The organism is Listeria rocourtiae FSL F6-920, assembly GCF_000525975.1.
Taxonomy (GTDB): Bacteria; Bacillota; Bacilli; order Lactobacillales; family Listeriaceae; genus Listeria_A; species Listeria_A rocourtiae.
In genome coordinates, this window is sequence record NZ_AODK01000009.1 from 14,977 (window position 1) to 32,065 (window position 17,089).

The 17,089-nt window shown below is 40.2% G+C and carries 15 protein-coding genes and 3 pseudogenes; 11 read left to right on the top strand and 7 right to left on the bottom strand.

Annotation, left to right across the window (positions count from 1 at the left end):
* Positions 1-79: 79 nt before the first annotated feature.
* From PROCOU_RS18255 to PROCOU_RS04500, 3 genes are read right to left on the bottom strand one after another with little or no spacing between them, the layout of a single operon-like run.
* Positions 80-1,819 (bottom strand): ABC transporter permease, encoded by a 1,740-nt coding sequence (locus tag PROCOU_RS18255; RefSeq protein WP_244266226.1) that lies wholly within the window; start codon positions 1,817-1,819, stop codon positions 80-82.
* Positions 1,765-3,465 carry a coiled-coil domain-containing protein gene (locus tag PROCOU_RS18260; RefSeq protein WP_244266227.1) on the bottom strand — a complete coding sequence of 567 codons (1,701 nt, stop codon included), beginning with the start codon at positions 3,463-3,465 and terminating at the stop codon, positions 1,765-1,767. The genes PROCOU_RS18255 and PROCOU_RS18260 overlap by 55 nt, the downstream gene beginning before the upstream one ends.
* Positions 3,466-3,475: 10 nt before the next feature.
* Entirely contained in the window at positions 3,476-4,177 is a 702-nt protein-coding gene (locus PROCOU_RS04500; RefSeq protein WP_036069947.1) for an ABC transporter ATP-binding protein, read from the bottom strand.
* 226 nt (positions 4,178-4,403) lie between these two features.
* On the opposite strand from PROCOU_RS04500, the gene PROCOU_RS04505 reads away from it, so the two are divergent.
* Together PROCOU_RS04505 and PROCOU_RS04510 are read left to right on the top strand one after the other, a co-directional pair.
* Positions 4,404-4,706 carry a hypothetical protein gene (locus tag PROCOU_RS04505; protein ID WP_036069949.1) on the top strand — a complete coding sequence of 101 codons (303 nt, stop codon included), beginning with the start codon at positions 4,404-4,406 and terminating at the stop codon, positions 4,704-4,706.
* A gap of 408 nt (positions 4,707-5,114) precedes the next feature.
* Entirely contained in the window at positions 5,115-5,369 is a 255-nt protein-coding gene (locus PROCOU_RS04510) for a BhlA/UviB family holin-like peptide (protein WP_051994189.1), read from the top strand.
* 51 nt (positions 5,370-5,420) lie between these two features.
* Here PROCOU_RS04510 and PROCOU_RS04515 read toward each other — a convergent pair whose 3' ends face one another.
* The 3 genes from PROCOU_RS04515 to PROCOU_RS04525 form a co-directional block, all read right to left on the bottom strand.
* Positions 5,421-6,323, bottom strand: coding sequence for an ABC transporter permease (locus PROCOU_RS04515; protein WP_036069963.1), 903 nt, complete (start codon positions 6,321-6,323; stop codon positions 5,421-5,423).
* Between the two features lie 4 nt (positions 6,324-6,327).
* Positions 6,328-7,278, bottom strand: coding sequence for an ABC transporter permease (locus tag PROCOU_RS04520; protein ID WP_036069951.1), 951 nt, complete (start codon positions 7,276-7,278; stop codon positions 6,328-6,330).
* Between the two features lie 139 nt (positions 7,279-7,417).
* Positions 7,418-8,980, bottom strand: coding sequence for an ABC transporter substrate-binding protein (locus tag PROCOU_RS04525; protein WP_036069952.1), 1,563 nt, complete (start codon positions 8,978-8,980; stop codon positions 7,418-7,420).
* Between the two features lie 186 nt (positions 8,981-9,166).
* On the opposite strand from PROCOU_RS04525, the gene PROCOU_RS04530 reads away from it, so the two are divergent.
* On the top strand, positions 9,167-10,126 hold the full coding sequence (locus tag PROCOU_RS04530) for a DNA polymerase beta superfamily protein (protein ID WP_051994190.1): 960 nt from the start codon (positions 9,167-9,169) through the stop codon (positions 10,124-10,126).
* A gap of 43 nt (positions 10,127-10,169) precedes the next feature.
* On the opposite strand, the pseudogene PROCOU_RS04535 reads toward PROCOU_RS04530, so the two are convergent.
* Positions 10,170-10,728: pseudogene (locus tag PROCOU_RS04535) on the bottom strand (DUF1269 domain-containing protein).
* A gap of 160 nt (positions 10,729-10,888) precedes the next feature.
* Here PROCOU_RS04535 and PROCOU_RS04540 point away from each other — a divergent pair.
* The 8 genes and pseudogenes from PROCOU_RS04540 to PROCOU_RS16380 form a co-directional block, all read left to right on the top strand.
* A complete protein-coding gene (locus tag PROCOU_RS04540; RefSeq protein WP_036069954.1) occupies positions 10,889-11,254 on the top strand; it encodes a VOC family protein in 366 nt (121 codons plus the stop codon).
* Positions 11,255-11,386: 132 nt separating this feature from the next.
* The gene (locus PROCOU_RS04545; protein ID WP_077913321.1) at positions 11,387-11,566 is read left to right on the top strand and encodes a type II toxin-antitoxin system Phd/YefM family antitoxin; all 180 of its coding nucleotides are present in this window, start codon (positions 11,387-11,389) and stop codon (positions 11,564-11,566) included.
* A gap of 8 nt (positions 11,567-11,574) precedes the next feature.
* On the top strand, positions 11,575-12,093 hold the full coding sequence (locus tag PROCOU_RS04550) for a GNAT family N-acetyltransferase (RefSeq protein WP_036069956.1): 519 nt from the start codon (positions 11,575-11,577) through the stop codon (positions 12,091-12,093).
* A 252-nt stretch (positions 12,094-12,345) separates the two neighbouring features.
* A pseudogene (locus PROCOU_RS04555) lies at positions 12,346-12,677 on the top strand (IS110 family transposase); the annotation flags it as partial.
* Between the two features lie 293 nt (positions 12,678-12,970).
* Positions 12,971-13,231, top strand: a pseudogene (locus PROCOU_RS04560) (cyclic-di-AMP receptor); the annotation flags it as partial.
* A 526-nt stretch (positions 13,232-13,757) separates the two neighbouring features.
* Positions 13,758-14,177 carry an LPXTG cell wall anchor domain-containing protein gene (locus tag PROCOU_RS04565; RefSeq protein ID WP_036069958.1) on the top strand — a complete coding sequence of 140 codons (420 nt, stop codon included), beginning with the start codon at positions 13,758-13,760 and terminating at the stop codon, positions 14,175-14,177.
* A gap of 346 nt (positions 14,178-14,523) precedes the next feature.
* Positions 14,524-16,131 (top strand): toxin Cry1Ac domain D-VI-related protein, encoded by a 1,608-nt coding sequence (locus PROCOU_RS16375; RefSeq protein ID WP_051994191.1) that lies wholly within the window; start codon positions 14,524-14,526, stop codon positions 16,129-16,131.
* On the top strand, positions 16,079-17,089 hold a 1,011-nt coding region (locus PROCOU_RS16380), incomplete at its 3' end, for a toxin Cry1Ac domain D-VI-related protein (protein WP_244266228.1). The genes PROCOU_RS16375 and PROCOU_RS16380, both read left to right, overlap by 53 nt.

The window sequence follows — 17,089 nt, forward strand, 5'->3', positions numbered from 1 at the left end:
GGGAAGGATTACATGCTCGCTTTACTCGCATGTATATTGGGACTGTAACTCATTTCATGTCGAACAGTCCCAACAATGTTTATTCTACTGATTTTAAAGCTTCAATCATGTCTACACGTTTTAATTTGATGTGCATAACAATCATGACGAGCGTTGAGAATAGCAGCGTTAGTATCGCGGCGTAAACGTAACTCATCGCATGAATAGTCGGGCTGAACATCAGGATGTCAACTTCTGCTGTCGAGGTGACGAAACGATGCAGGAATGTACCGAGAACAAAGCCAACGCCAATACCCATCATGGTTAAAATTAGATTTTCACGGTAGACGTACATCGTGACTTCTTTTGGATAAAAGCCGAGTACTTTGATGGTTGAAAGTTCGCGAATTCGCTCAGACACATTAATGTTAGTCAGGTTGTAAAGAACGATAAAGGCGAGTGCTGCGGCAGAAATAATTAGGACAACAATCACGACGTCAAGGCTATCCATGGTACTTCCAAATGCGTTACTTGCAGTATTTGTATATGTGACGGCGAGCACGGCTGGGTTTTTAAGTAGCTTCTCTGCAAAGTTATCCTGCCACTTTTGACTGGTATTGTTAAGCAGAAGAAGTTGTGTGTTATATTCTGGCTGGCTGTTGAAAATTTGATTGTAATACGTCGGAGTCATGTAGATATAGTGCATGGCGTAGGTTTCGGTGATGCCGGTGACCTTTATTTTGTAGCGATTGTTGTCGCCGTCTTTGATAGTTAGTGAGTCCCCCGGTTTGACGCCATACAACTTAGCGAGTTTTTCTGATAAAACGGCACCATCATTGGTTAGTGGAACAGTTTTATGTGTTTTACGATCGCGTAGTACGACATAGTTGCTAAAATTGTCTAGTGTTTTTGGTGTAATGAGCGTTGCGCCTTGATTTGCCACGCCTTTTTCGATTGCCGTCATATTTTTTTGAGAGACATCAAGTGCACTTCTGATATTTGGTGTGTTATTGATAATCGTATTGTAATCTTGAAGAGGTGTTTTTGTTGCATTACTATCTAATACGACAACCGCGTCATACTTCATAATTTGATTGTATTGTAGTGGAATGATATCACCAATTGAGTTTTTGAGGCCAAATCCAGTGAGCAGCAGAGCTGTACAGCCTGCCACACCTAGAATTGTCATCAGCATCCGTTGTTTATAGCGGAAAATATTTCGCGCCGTCACTTTACTCGTAAAATTCATTCGTTTCCAAATGAAAGGCACTCGTTCCAGTAAAATTCGTTTCCCATTTTTCGGCGCTTTTGGGCGCATTAGGGAAGCCGCGTTTTCTCGTAATTCAGCGCGACATGATACGAAAGCTGTTAAAGTTGTACAAAACAGCGCCACGGCAAGGGAGATCAGGCTGTAACTCCAATACCAGGAAATATCAAGCGTCGGTAAATTATAAAGTGAGCCGTAAGCTACAAAGATGATTTGTGGAAAGACTTGAAACCCAATTATAAGTCCGATCATAGTTCCTGTAAGGCTTGCAAGCGATCCGTATACGAGGAATTTAGAGATAATATCAACGTTACTATAACCAAGCGCTTTTAATGTACCAGTCTGTGTTCGTTGCTCCTCAATCATTCGCGTCATCGTTGTCAAACAAACAAGTGCTGCAATCAAGAAAAAGAAAACCGGAAAGGCAGTGGAAAGCGATGCAATCCGATCTGCATTATCTTTATATTCTGTATAACCTGGATTATCCGTTCGGTCACTAATAAAATACTTCGGTAAGTCTAGCGCATCCAGTTTTTCTTGCGCAATTTGGAGGTCTTTTTTTCGATGTAGCAATTTCCGCAAGAGCCTTCTTTTTTTTCTGCTTCAAAAGTTGCTAAATTCGCCGCATAGGTTGCTTCCCCATCGTCTAGTTCGGCTTTTGCGTCCGCAAGTTTAGCATCACCAGCTACTTTTGCATCGGCAAGCTTCTGTTTTCCAGCATTTAGTTGTGTCATACCATCTGCGTAATCCTTTTTGCCTTGAACTAATCTATCCTTCGCTTCATTAAGCTCGCGTTTTTTAATAGCTAGTTCGCGTTGTTTGTCAGCGAGTAGCTGGCGATTTCGATTAATTTCTTGTTGTGCATCTGCAACTTCTTTATTAGCCATCGCGAGTTGATTAGAGGCTTCATTTTTCAGGCGATTTAGTTGTGCTTCTGAAAGTGTGCCATCGAAATAGGATTGGATATATCCACCGAGTTCGGGGTCAAACGCGTTCGCATTATCAATGATTTCCTGTTGTGTTTCTTTATCTAAATCAGCAATCGGAATATCGCCAATGGTGTAGTCTTTCACTGCATCATACAAGCGTTGGATCGTCGCGAGTTGTTCCTTGTTTTCATCAAGCATCATTTGCCCATCTTCAAGTTCTGATTGAGCCTCGTTCAATTGCGATTCTGCGTCTTCAATCTGCGCTTCGCCATCTACAATTTTGCGCTCTGCTGTTGCGATATCTTTCTCAGCTTGCGCGAGTTTGGTGGTATTTTTATTAATTTCTGCTTGACCGTCTGCAAGTTTGGATTCAAGCTCACGTTTTCCGTTGTAATACTCCGCCCAGCCCTGATCTAACTTCGCGCGCGCCTCATTTAATTTCTGCTGGTTCTTCTTGATTTCAGCAAGTCCATCCGCGATTTTTTGGTGACCTTCATCGATTTTCGCCTGACCATCTTCTTGAATCGCGTTTAAGCGCGCGGCTGGCTGTCCGGCAAGCGCCTTTTTTATGAGTGACGTATTCTGTTCAACCGCCGATTCATATTCATCGCTATAAGCTTCTGACTTTGCCGTATTATCAAACGTCATAAGTGCAGTCGAGTAATATTTTGAATCGAAATCCGTCTCAGGAACAACTGCGAAAATATCCGCGCGTCCATTTCCAATCTTGGAAGTACCGCGAGTTCCTTCCTCGATATAAGCCGCCGAAGAAACTGTCCCAACAACTGTAAATGTAGTTTTATGGAACTGCCCCTTCATAGCGCTGCCATCACTATTTACAAACGTAACTTTATCACCAATTTTATAGTGACTACTTGCTTTCTCGATGGAATCAATCGCAATCTCACCACTTTTGCGTGGTAACCGGCCTTTCTTGACTGTATACTTATTAATCAGATTATTTTGCGATAAAGAATATACCTTCGTAATAAGTAGTGAATCTTGAAACATCACATCTGCCGTATAACCAGGTTGGATCTGTCGAACGCCAGGGATTCCATTTAAGATAGCGATATCATCTTGATTTAAGCCGTACGTTGACTGTACTTGTAAATCCATCAAATTCTGTGAGTTATAATACTTATCAGCAGTGTGGATCATATCAGGACCAGTTGCTTTCAGGCCTACAAAGAAGGCAACACCGAGCGCAATTAGTAGGAAAATCGAGATAAATCTGCCTTTAGATTTTGCGATTTCTCGCCATATGTCTTTCCATAATGCTTTTTTCATCGGATTCTCCTTACCATTCAATGCTGTCAATCGAAACTGGATTTACCTGAATTTTGACATCACGAACTTTGGCGTTATTAATCTCAATAATACGGTCAGCTATGGGTGTAATAGCAGTATTATGCGTTATAACAATCACTGTCGTACCAGTATTTCGGCACGTATCTTGTAACAATTTTAAAACGGATTTCCCAGTGTTATAGTCAAGCGCACCAGTTGGCTCATCACAAAGCAATAATTTCGGCTGTTTAGCAAGAGCGCGCGCAATGGCGACACGCTGTTGCTCACCACCTGAGAGCTGGGCGGGAAAATTATCCATGCGTTCTTCCAAGCCAACCTGCTTCAAAACCACCTCAGCATCTATCGCGTTTGGCGAAATTTGCGTAGCGAGTTCTACATTTTCTTTCGCAGTCAAACTTGGCACTAGATTATAAAATTGGAACACAAACCCAATGTCTTTTCTTCGATATCCTGTCAGTTGTTTGGCATTAAAAGCTGCAATGTCTGTTCCGTCAATATAAACATGCCCCTCATCGCTCATATCCATTCCACCCAAAATATTGAGAACAGTAGACTTTCCAGCACCAGAAGGCCCAACAATAATCACAAATTCACCTTGTTCAATTTGAAATGTAATACCATCGTTTGCCGTCACTGTTTTCTCGCCTAGTTGATAGCGCTTATATATCTGATCTATTTCGACAAAAGCCATTTTAGCATCTCCATCCACGTGTTAATTTTCGAACATTAATATTTTTATTATAGCACAAAATTTTCAAAAAAACTCCCAAATTTAAAAATAATAAACCGCTTTATTCCAGCTATACAGCCAACTTAAAAGCACATTAAGAACAAATGTTCGTTTTTTCCTTGACTTGGGATTAAGAGGGGTTTATAGTAAGGTTACTCCTTAAAAATGGGACAAGGGAGAGATAAACATGGACAAAAAAAGACAGAGAGAAATCAACGTTCTATTCTCGCGGCTGGTTGATTTTCACAACGAACAAGAAGTTTCATTTTACCAATGTAAAGGCACATGTTTTGTATGTCGTAAAATCAGAAATCTGAGAAAAGAACAGAAGAAATTAGAGGATAATGATGAGGAAGCAAGTGAAGTGCGCACACAAGTATCCCTCATCAGCTACTTTTCACCTTACTCGAAGAAACAATTAGCAACTTGGGGCGACAAGGAAAGGCGGCACCTATATGAAGCGATTTTAACAAAAATAAAGCAGTCTTAGGGGGAACATAATGGATGAGCAAATGCAAAGAAGCCGAGCGTTTATTGTTCAAGTACAACACATTATTACTAAGTCTACCGAAAAGAAGCATGCCAAGACGAACGAAAGAAAACGAATTGAGATTAACCAAAAAAAATCTCCGAAGAACCAGCATATATCGAAATTAAGCAAATAACAGAAGCGATAAATAAGCTAAACAGTGATCAGCGGGAGGTACTTTTAGCGAAATACATGTCGCGACGCAAGCTGACTAATATTGAGGTGTACATGAGTATAGGATGGAGTGAGTCTCATTACTATCGATTGAAGAAATCAGCATTAGAAGGGTTGTTAATGGCATATGAAGCCGAGCAATTAGTATTTATATAAGTTAAGGAGAATCATACTTGAAGGGGAGGTATGATGAAGATGGAGAAGAAAAACTACTATAGTTTGGAAGTGATTATTACGGGACTAGAGAATTTAGTGGCGAACGCAACCGAAATCACATTCGGTATCCTTTTTATAGCCTTGCTAGTATGGATGATGCGCAAGAATGACGAACGGGAAGAGCGTTACCAAAGGACAATTGATAATTTGAGTGAATTAGCTAGCGAGATTAAAATCATCGAGCAGGCAGTCAACGAGATGCGAGCAGATGTGATTGAACTAAAAGTAAAATAGAAAGAAAACAGCCCCGACACTTCACGGTGAGCATCAGGGCTGTACATATAGTTATTTATGGATATCTCGAGGTTCGAGCCCCTTACGGAAGACATCACCAAGTACATTAAATGATAGGATAGTTAGTAAAATCAAGGCACCTGGGAATAGGGCTAAATAAGTAGCATCACCGATATAGCCTTGCGCGTTGTTCAACATGCTACCCCAAGAGGAATTAGGTTGTTGAACGCCTAATCCTAAGAAGCTGAGCGCTGATTCGGTAAGAATGGCGGCAGCAATATTCAAAGAAGCGGCTACAACAATCGAAGGCATTGCATTGGGGATAATATGGCGAACAATGATATGCCAAACGCCTGCGCCACTCGATTTTGAGTAGAGTATGAATTCGCGCTCCTTTAGTGATAGAGTTTCTGCACGGACAATTCGGGCGACATCCATCCAAGATAGCAGCCCGATAATCAAGATAATATTACCGATGCCTGGTTTTAAATAAGCATTCAAAATCATTAACAAAAAGAATGATGGAATAGACATGAAAATATCTAAGAACCGCATTAACAGACTATCGACAATACCACCGAAGAAACCACTGATTGTTCCAGCTATCGTTCCCACAACAAGGGCAATTAACATAGCGAGGAAGCCAACAGTTAATGATACACGGCCTCCATAGAGCACACGCGTGAAGTAATCGCGACCATGATCATCTGTTCCAAACCAATGCGAGCTACTTGGTGGAAGTAGCTTGTCTTGAATAGATAAAGCATTTGGATCATATGGCGATAAGAATGCTAGGCTACAAGCAAGAGCTAAAAAGAGTAGTATTCCAATCGATATGAGTCCGCGTTTTTCACTTAATAAGAAATGCCAAAATGTACGTTCACGCGGCAGCTGTGCTTTTTCAGGAGGTCGAACATTTTTAGGTTTTGTGAATTTACTTAAATCTGCTTTCATCATGTTAGCTAACCTCCCTTATACGTGGGTCAATGATAGTATAGGCGACATCGGCAAGTAAGTTACCAATAATTAGTAACAAGGCAGAGAACATTGTGATGGCCATAATCATTGGATAATCCAGTTGGAAAATCGCGTTGATTCCAAGAGAGCCCATACCCGGCCAAGAAAATACGCTTTCTGTGATAAAGGCTCCAGTGATGATTTGTGGCAAGTACATACCGAGAAGCGTGATAACTGGAAGCAACGAATTTTTTAGGACATGGTCGCGCATAATCTGTGCTTTAGAAAGTCCTTTCGCATAGCCAAACAAAACATATTCTTCTTTCAACTGGTTGATCGTGTTGGACCTGACGTAGCGGTAATAGGATGCGCAACCTTGGAAAGTAAGCGCGGTGACTGGGAGGATTGCATGTTTTGCTATATCCCAGAATGATTCGACGCCAATTGTTCGCATTCCTAAACTTGGAAGCCAATGAAGGCGAATTGCAAAGATATCAATTAAAATCATAGCGAACCAAAAAATAGGAATCGAGATGCCAACATAAGAAATAGCATTTAAAACGCGATCTAGTTTTGTATCTTCATAGGCTGCAGCTAATAGACCAAGTGGAATGGATAAGAGCAATGTAAAAAACAGAGCAGTTCCCATCAAGCCAATTGTTGCAGGGAGGCGCTCGATAATTTGGCCGAGGACGGGTTGGTTATTGATTAAAGAGTAACCGAAATTTCCTTGGAACACATTTCCTAGCCATTTGAAGTACTGTACATAAATCGGTTGATCGAGACCAAGGTTTTGCCGTATCCGTTCGACATCGTCAGGATTCATATTTGGTGTGACAAAAGAGGAGATTGGATCTCCAGGTGCCAATTGAACTAATGCGAATGATACTAGCGAGATAACGAATAGCATTGGTATAATTTGTAATACACGTTTGAAGATAGTTTGTATCATGAAGAAAAGCCCCTTACCAAGAAAATATAGTGAAACAACGTAAAGCCCTCACTGAACGGGAAAATTGGAGCTTAGCTTTCCTGTCAGTTTGGGGCTTCATTATACACATTTAGTTATTATAGCATGCAAGAGGCTACTTTTACTTAATATAAAGCTTGGATAAATCACGGAACATTGTTACAGGTTGCGGTGTTGCTTCTTTTGTGCCTTGATATTTTTTATCAATCGCAAGTACGGCATTATCATAAGAGATTGGATAAATCACAGCGTCATCTGCGATTGTTGTTTGAATTTGCTCGTAGATGCTTTGGCGTTTCGTTTCATCAGCAGTTACAGCGCCTTCGTTCCATAATTTATCTAGTGCGGGATTACTGTAATTCGAGTAGTTGTATGGTTCGCCTGTCATGTATAGTGTTTTATATGGATCAGGGTCATTACCCATGATGTAGCCGCCAAGCATTAATGAGTAGGCATCACTTTTACGATCAAGTGTGATGTTATTCATCGCTGTTGGGTCGGTTGGCTTTAATTCTAGGGAAACACCGATGGATTTCAATTGTTCTTGGATATAGAGCGCAATACTTTCTTGTGCTTTGCTGTTGTTTAGATAAATGATGTTGAGTTTATCAGAAGATTTATAGCCGCTTTTTGCTAGAAGTTCTTTAGCTTTAGTTATATCTTGGCTATATGTTTCTACTTTATCCGTGAAGAATTTTGTGTTTTCGGTTAAGAAAGAGCTTGCAGGTTTTGCGTATTCTTGGGAGCCGTATGCTGCATCAATTAAATCTTTGCGATCTAATGTAAGCGAGATAGCTTGGCGCAAGTCTTTGGACTTAAGAGCTGTGACATTTTGATTGAATGCAACGTAGCTTAAACGATTTTCTGGATAAGTGATAATATTGACGTCACTAGCTTTCTCAACTTTACTACGTTCAGCAGGTTGAATGGATTTCAAGTTGATTTCGCCATTTTGTAAAGCGAGATTAGCTGCATTTTGATCTTTAGTAATGCGATATGTGACTTTATCAAGTTTTGGTTTACCGTCGAAATAATCATCGAACTTCTCTAATGAGTAGTATTCACCTGATTTATAGTTTACGAATTTATATGGACCAGATCCTACGGGCTCATTGTTTTTATCACTCTTACCGATATCAGCAACACCTTCAAAAATGTGTTTTGGGATAGGGAAGAATGTGTTTAGTGTATTTTCAAAGGCAGGTGCGACTTGAGGTAATGTGAATTTCACAGTTGTTGCGTTTTCAGCGGTTGCTTTCACAGGTTTATTATTGAATACCCAGTTTCCGCGGAAAGGACTGTTCTGTTTTTCATCAAGAATAGCGTTAACACTGAAAACAACATCATCAGCAGTTAATGGTTTGCCATCATGCCATTTCAGATCATTTTTTAGTGTGACTGTGTAGGTTAAACTATCAGCAGAGATATCTAGTTTATCTGCGAGTGCTGGCTTACCGTCATACTCCCAAAATAGCGGTGCGTAAAGGGCCTGTTGGATAGTAAGTGTGACGCGGTCGCTTGAGTAAAGTGGGTTAACAACTTCTGGGTCACCGGGAACACCGATAATAATAGAATTGTTGTCTTTGGAGCCACTCGCACTGTCAGAAGAACTCCCAGATCCTCCGCAAGCTGCTAATACTAACATTAAGGCTAACGTGAAAACGAATAAAATACTTTTTTTCATACTTTCTCCCCTTTTCTGAAGTGTTGACTTTTTTAATTCTTACTTTGGAAGTAGGAATTGGTTATACTTAAAAATACCTTGATTCGGATTTAAAGTCAAGCTATTTTGACTGGTGGAGAGAACTATTTTTGATGCTGCTTTTTTTGATATAATAATGGAAATAGAGCAATAGGAGCGGTGATGTGAGTGATCGATTATAAGGCTGTTGTGGGAACGTCAGCATATGACTTTTTAAGGGAAAATGAAGATTTGCGTGGAATTGCTTATTTAGTGGCTAGCGGGTCTCATGGGTATGGAACGAATAATGAGACGAGTGATTTGGATTTGCGTGGGTTTTTAATAGAGGATGAGCGATATTTATATGGATTGCATAAGTTTGAGCAGTTTGAGGAAAAGAAGACAGACACAGTTATTTTTGGAGCGCAAAAGTTTATTAAACTATGTGCGCAGGGAAATCCTAATATGCTGGAATTGCTGGGGGGCGAGGAGGAGGAAATAGTTATTTGTTCGGATGTTGGTAGAATAGTCAGGGCTCATGCCGATTTATTTCTATCAAAGCGGGTAGAGCAGACGTTCGGAAATTATGCGAATGCACAGTTGAAACGCTTGCAAAATGCTTTGGTTCGGAACGAAGCATCAGAGGCAATGCAGGAGCAACATATTTTAGAGACGCTAAAGAGGCAGATGGGGCATTTTGATGGGAAATATGCGAAATTGGAGGAAGGCGGGTTAGGATTAAGGGTTGAAAATGAGCAAATTGTTTTGGATGCAGCTTTACATGGTTATCCGTTGCGGGATTTTGTAGGGATTTATGGCGAGATGCAAGGAACGATAAGAACTTATAATAAACTAGGGATGGCAGATAGCCAGAAAAGTTCACCACGACTTTATAAACACGCGATGCATTTAGTGCGAATGTTGGTAACGGGGAGAGATATTTTAGAGGGGAAAGGAATCATTACGAAGCGGCGGACAGAACATGACTTATTAATGAAGATTCGGAATGGGCAGCTTTCATTTGAGGAGATTTTTGAGAAGGTTGCAGTTTTACAGAAAGAGTTTGAGCGTGCGGCTAGGGAAACAGTACTTCCTGATCGAGTGGACATGGGTAAGGTAGAGGACTTGTTGATCTCGTTGTATAAATAAACATCCTAGCATAGATGCACTATGCTAGGATGGATAAAATATTTTAATCATCTTTTTTGCCGAACCAGCCTTTTTTAGCGCTTTTTTTTGGCATCATCTTCTGCTTGCTGGGCTTGGTTTATTTCGCGAGCAACAAGATTTGCATCCATGCGAATGACGCGGCCACCTAATTTGTTATTTACTAATTCGTTAATGTATTCATTGTGCTCTTCCTCGGCGATTAGGATAACACCAGTTTGATCTTCGGGTATTGTTTCCAATGTTTTTTCGAAAACGTTCATAGCGTCACGTATTTCTTTGGCATCTTGAGTAGAACCAATGATTGCGCCGGTCATCCAGCCTAATAGAACGCCTAGCGGGCCGCCTAGGATACCGACTAGCATACCAATCAGACTTCCTTTCATGTTTTTATCGCCACCTGTGAAATCTAGAAAGTCTTTGGCGTTTATTTTATGATTGTGATCGTGTTCTACAACCGCCATTTGTTCACCTCGGATTTTTCTTTCCGCGTGCAGGGTTTTAATTTCTGAGAATGCTTGGTAGGACTTGCTTTCTGTTTCGAAGTTCATGATGAGTACTGTTTTATTTGTTTGTTTACTCATATTGAATAGCCTCCTAATATTTTCTCTGGAATATCGGCAATATACGTCTTGCTTTTAGTATACTCGTTCTATGTGTTAAAACAAAATATTAACTATTTTTAGTTTTGTCTGATGTGACTAGGGAAATGATTGATTAGGAAATGAAAGGTGGAGGAATATTATGATAGAAGGTTTTGAGGGGATTAACATTGCTGTAAATGATCCAGAAACGTTTGTCCTTTTTTACAAAGATCAGTTAGGTGTGCCGTTGGTGTTTGAAGGTCACGGTAATTATGTTGGCGCAAAATTGGCTTTTTCTAGGAATGATCCTGGAATTATTGTTTGGGATAAAGCGAGTGGGGATGTGGCGGTACATGATCTTACGGAATTTGTTTTCCGGTCAGCAGATTTAGATAAAACGTATGAAACATTGAAGTTCAACGGTGTGGATATCCAGCCACCTTTTTTAGCAGATTGGGGTGGAAAAGAGTTGCGTTGTGCTGATCCTGAGGGAAACAGTATTTTAATCTTAGAAGAGGCATATTAATTGGATTTATTTGGTGATAGCCGGTTGAACGACTGGCTATTTTTTTGTTTGCCTAAAATCAATTTTTAATAGCTATTATATCATAATTATGATATAATAATGATAATATTATGATAATAGGAGGGCAAGGAGATGCCTGAAATTAGACCTGTTTCTGACTTGAGAAATAATTTTACCGATATTTCCAAAATTGTCCACGAACGCAGTGAACCTATTTTTTTAACAAAAAATGGGCATGGAGATATGGTAGTTATGAGTATCGAAACATATGAAGAAATGTGCCAATATGAGACACGCACGCTTACGAAATAAATAGGAAAATGGTGAGATATTTGGAGAGAAAGAGAAATTATCATGTGAAGTTTTTGACGGAGAAAGATGTTGCTTTAGCTGAGGAAGTTTGTGTGAAATGTGAAGATTATTTTTTGATGGAACAAGGTATGGCAGCGAATACGGAGAACGCGCGTACCATTATTACGGAAATACCAAAGGATAAAACTAAGCTTGATAAGTTCGTAATGGCGGTTCTTGATGAGGCGGATAAACCAATTGGCTTGATTGACGTAGTGGCTGATTTTCCGCGAAAAGGGCAATGGATTATCGGTTTATTAATGCTGATACCCGAGGAGCGAGGTAGCGGATTTGGAAAAGTACTGTATCAAGTAATTAAAGATTGGGCCTCAGATGGTAGCGCCGATTCATTACGGATTGGTGTTCTTGGGGAGAATGAAGAAGCACTTGGATTTTGGTCACACCTTGGTTTTGAAAAGCAGGAAGAAAAGCGACAAATTTATGGCAATAAAGAACATACTGTCCATGTGATGGTTCAAAATATATAGGTTAGGAAACATACTAAGATGAGTAGGTAAGACCATGGCCATGGTCTTGCCTACTCTTTTTTTTGTTATAGTAGTTGGAAGTATAGATTGACCGGCCTCTTGGGCTTCGAGCCCGTATAATAAACAGATCTACTGTACTACTTTATCAAGAATCAGGTTGAAGTATGTTGGGTCCTTGGAGATCGTGTATAAGAAATTGGAATCGATAAAGTCTAGTAAGGCACTTCGATACAGAGAAAGGAGCAAAGACATATGCAGACAATCATAGCGTTTGATGTTAATATGGGGAAAAGTTACATGGTTATTTATCAACATGGACAATGCATCGAGGAAAAAGAAATACAGCATAATAGGGAAGATTTTCAAGCGTTACAGGTTACCATTCAGTCCTTTTTGTGCGGGATGGTCAGTGTCCAGAAATCGTGTTTGAAGCCACAGGCGTCTATTCCAAAGTTTTGGAATCTTTTATGCAAGCTAATGAGTATCCTTATTACCTACTAAATCCTCTCGAAGCGAAGCAGCAATGTGATCGATTGCGTATCCATAAAACAGACCGTAGTGATGCACACCGCTTGGCGACAACGCTGTAACATATTCACTATACCAGTCTACCTCCTTTTTTTAATAAAAAAGAGATGGGCTTTCTTCGGTATGCCTAAATGGGCCACCAATTGTGTATGCTTATTGCTTGACTAAACGTAAGAACGAGGTTGGGACATAAAGGGATTTGAAGATTCTCTTATGTCCCAGCCTCTACTCATCTAGATATAAACGTTTTATGCCAGTTCATGTTATGTTTAGAACTAAGAAATCGAATAAGGATGGTAACAAAAGGGGAATGCGCGTTTAGCAGAACAATTAGAAGAAGCAGGAATTCAATTTCTGCACCACAAAACTAGCATCAACAGGTGGCTTTCTAAAGCGGGAAATACAATCTTTATTATAGGTGTAGAGGAGAAACCAGTCGATACCACGCTTGGAAATCATTAAAAATAACTGCAAAGCTCGCGAGCAAGTTATGAGCTTGGAAGCCTCACTTGGTGAGACGATAGATACCTATGAACCATACCCGATTGAAGTTCAGGTTGGCGGTGTGACTGGCTTTGTGATGCCAGTTGATCAGTTTCAGCAATTCTAAATTAAAGATGGAAGAGGTGAGGAAAAAAATTAGTATGGTAATATCCAATAAAACGTAGGAAAACTAGTAAAGAGTATTACGCTCTTGCTAGTTTTTTCTGTGTATCTATATGCCAAAATAATACCCCGGTAGTCCCCTCAGCGATATATTTCTTTTTTAAGACTATCTAAATATATATAATTTCTGTTATAAATACGATGGATGCATTCAAATTGATTATATTTTTGTATATAAAGACATATTTTTTTTTAGATATTATAAAAAGTATGTTACAAGGTTTAGCCTCAACTAAGACTAGAGGAAGTCATCTCCATATTTCCAAGATAGTGCCATGCGAGTATTTTTTGTAATCAATTTATCATAATTTTGTCAGCTAGCCAATTTTTGTATTTAGACATTAGATACTTTTTTTTCATAAAGTAAATTTTTTTGTCTTTATGAAACGGTATGCTGTCGGAGACGCCTTCGCCCCACTGGAAGAAGTAAGCGAAGCGACCTAAAAAAATGAGGATGTCACGATGTCAAAGTGGTAGAAAACAAAGTAGACAACATGAAACCAGGAGTATACGAAGTGACGTATCAAGTCACAAACAGCGTGGGTGAAAGTACGACAATCACAGTTCGAATTACGGTTCTTGATAAAGTAGAACCAGCCTTACCGGTACCGCCAATAACTGAAATACCGTCTACAGTAGATCCGTTGCCGCCACTTAAGGTAGATCCAATACCATCAGTTGACGTTCCTTCCATAGTAGATATAAAACAACCAAATCAAAAGAATATTAGGGGAAAGACAATAGGGCTAGTAGAAGAGAAGATAAGTGATGCTGATAAAAATGAGCGTTTACCAAAAACAGGATATAAAAGCGATATTTATTTTCTGTTATTTGGAATTTTATTGGTTGTAAGTGCTCTATTTTTCCTGTGGCAAAGAAGGAGTTATTAGGATACGACTATTTCGAGAGTAGGTGCTATGCAAGTGAATATAGATAAGGAGGTGTTGCTATACAAAAAGAGCTAGATAAGGCCAATGCTAAATATGGCAACAGAAACGCTGGAGAAGGAAAAAAAGAACAGCGACTAAACAAGGTGTGGATGTTCTGTTCACAGATAGTAAGTATTCTACTTTTGGCGCAACAATTATTGTTGGTCAATGTTAACATAGCATACACGTAGTAACCTAGAAATCTATTACATGTTGAAATAGGAGCTAGGTATGGAAAGTAGAAATGTTTGCTTCGCTATGCATGGTGTAAGCACAATCAGTTTATAGAGAAGAGGAATAATAAAAGATGTCAAAGAAAAAAATTGTTAAAAAAAAAATCGTAATAAGTTCGGCGGCTGTGTCTTTAGTCGTGCCGACGTTAGGAATACCGACAACAACGCAAGCGAGTCAAGTGGAAAGAACGATGGATACATTTTCAACGAGAGCGGTAGACACCACTGGTTTTCATTTTAATTTTAATAATCAAGGGATGATTGAGGGTATAAAGCTAGATACATCGACACTTAATGACTGGTTGAAGAGATCAAAATATAATATTAGACTTGCGGTGAATGGTTCATATCACTCGTCGATGGAGAATGGAACAATCTACTATGCTTATTTTAATGGTTATGAATGGAGCTTCCCAGGTAAACTCATTCCAAGAACAAGTAAAATCGTCTTGGAATATAGAGGTTATTCTGAAGGGCCATTACTTAAAACGGTTAGTTTAGCCCATTTGACAACTCAGAATGATGCTTATTGGGGAGCGATGGCGCAAGAGGAAATGGGAAAACTTAAAGCCTCCCAGACTGCAACAGTAAATGAAGGGTATCTGAATACAGCGAGGAAGCATATCGCGAATATATTAACAGCTTCTAAACAGGCAGAACTCCTAGCGATGGTGGCAACGTATCAGGAAAAATTAGATTATGACCGCCTTGTTCTTTCTGAATCAAAGGCTCTCTACGCAGATTCATCCCAACGTTTTTTAAGAGATAACCTGACACAGACGGAGCTGACTCAACTTTTATCAAAAACAGATAAGGTGTATGGTGATGGGGATCGTACTAACGCAAGAATGTACATCTCTACAGCTGAGAAACTACTTAGCGCTAAGACAGACATAAACTTGTTATTTACTGGAACAAGTAAGAAAGCCCTCGGATCATGGGTAACTCAAGGCCATATAAATGAGTACAGAGCACGAGTGAAGTTAACAGAATATCCGGATGTTGGCAAAGGGGAAGCAGAGATGTTAAACGGCTATCTGGATCAGGCACAGGGTTTGCTCTATGCAGAAGCAGAACAAGCAGTGAAAGAACTATTTGTAAATAATAATCCAGCGAATGTGATTAAAGATACGGTGACACTGTCAACAATAGATATAGCTCATAAGAAAGTGAGAGCATTGGAGAATACGGCGAAAAAAGCAGAGTTACAAGCGTATATCGATAAAGCCAAAGCGGAATGGCTTGCGAAAACAGAGGCAGAACAAGCAGTGAAAGAGCTATTTGTAAGTAATAATCCAGCGAATGCGATCAAAGAAACGGTGACACAAGCAACGATAGATGCAGCGCAAGAGAAAGTGAATGCCGTGAGTGATACAGCGAAAAAAGCAGAGCTCCAAGCGTATATCGATAAAGCCCAAGCAGAATTCGATGTTAAAACAGAAGCAGATGCGAAAACAGAAGCAGAACAAGCAGTGAAAGAGCTATTTGTCAGCAATAATCCAGCGAATGGGATTAAAACTACGGTGACACAGGCAACGATAGATGCAGCGCAGGCGAAAGTGAATGCCGTGAAGGATACGGCGAAAAAAAGCAGAGCTGCAAGCGTATGTCAATCAAGCGCAGGCCGAATTGTCTGCGAAAATAGCGGCAGAACAAGCAGTGAAAGAGCTATTTGTGGGTAATAATCCAGCGAATGGGATTAAAACTACGTTGACGCAAGCAACAATAGATGCAGCACAAGCGAAAGTGAATGCGGTGAAGGATACGGCGAAGAAAGCAGAGCTCCAAGCGCATATCGATAAAGCGCAGGCCGAATTGTCTGCGAAAACAGAGGCAGAACAAGCAGTGAAAGAGCTATTTGTCAGCAATAATCCGGCAAATACGATTAAAACTACAGTGACGCAAGCAACGATAGATGCGGCGCAAGCAAAAGTGAATACGGTGAAGGATACAGCGAAAAAAGCAGAGCTCCAAGCGCATATCAATAAAGCCCAAGCAGAATTCGATGCTAAAATAGAAGAAGCAAATGCAAAAACAGAGGCAGAACAAGCAGTGAAAGAACTATTTGTGAGTAATAATCCAGCAAATGCGATTAAAACTACAGTGACACAAGCAACAATAGATGCAGCGCAAGCGAAAGTGAATGCGGTGAAGGATACGGCGAAGAAAGCAGAGCTCCAAGCGCATATCAATAAAGCCCAGGCAGAACTCGATGCAAAAACGGAAGCGGCAGAAATAGATAAGGCACACCAGTTTCTTGCTAATTATTTAGTGAATCAGTTGTATCAAAACGATGAACCATTAACCGATGCAATCAAAGCGACAACCAACCGAGCCGCTATTGACGCAGCACAAGCGCAAATTGATAAGCTGTTACCGAGTGCTGTGAAGACAGACTTACAAAACAAGCTAGATCGCGCGCGAGAATTGTTGAATATACGAACGGCAGTAGAAGCAGGCATACAACGGGCCGTGAAAGCATTATTTGAGGATAGTAATCCAGCGAATGCGCTGAAAGAAACCGTGACGCAAGCGGATATTGATGCGGCGCAGGCGAAAGTTTACACGGTGATAGACCCAGCGACAAAAGCGGAACTGCAAGCATACGTAGATAAAGCGCAGGCAGAATTCGATGCGAAA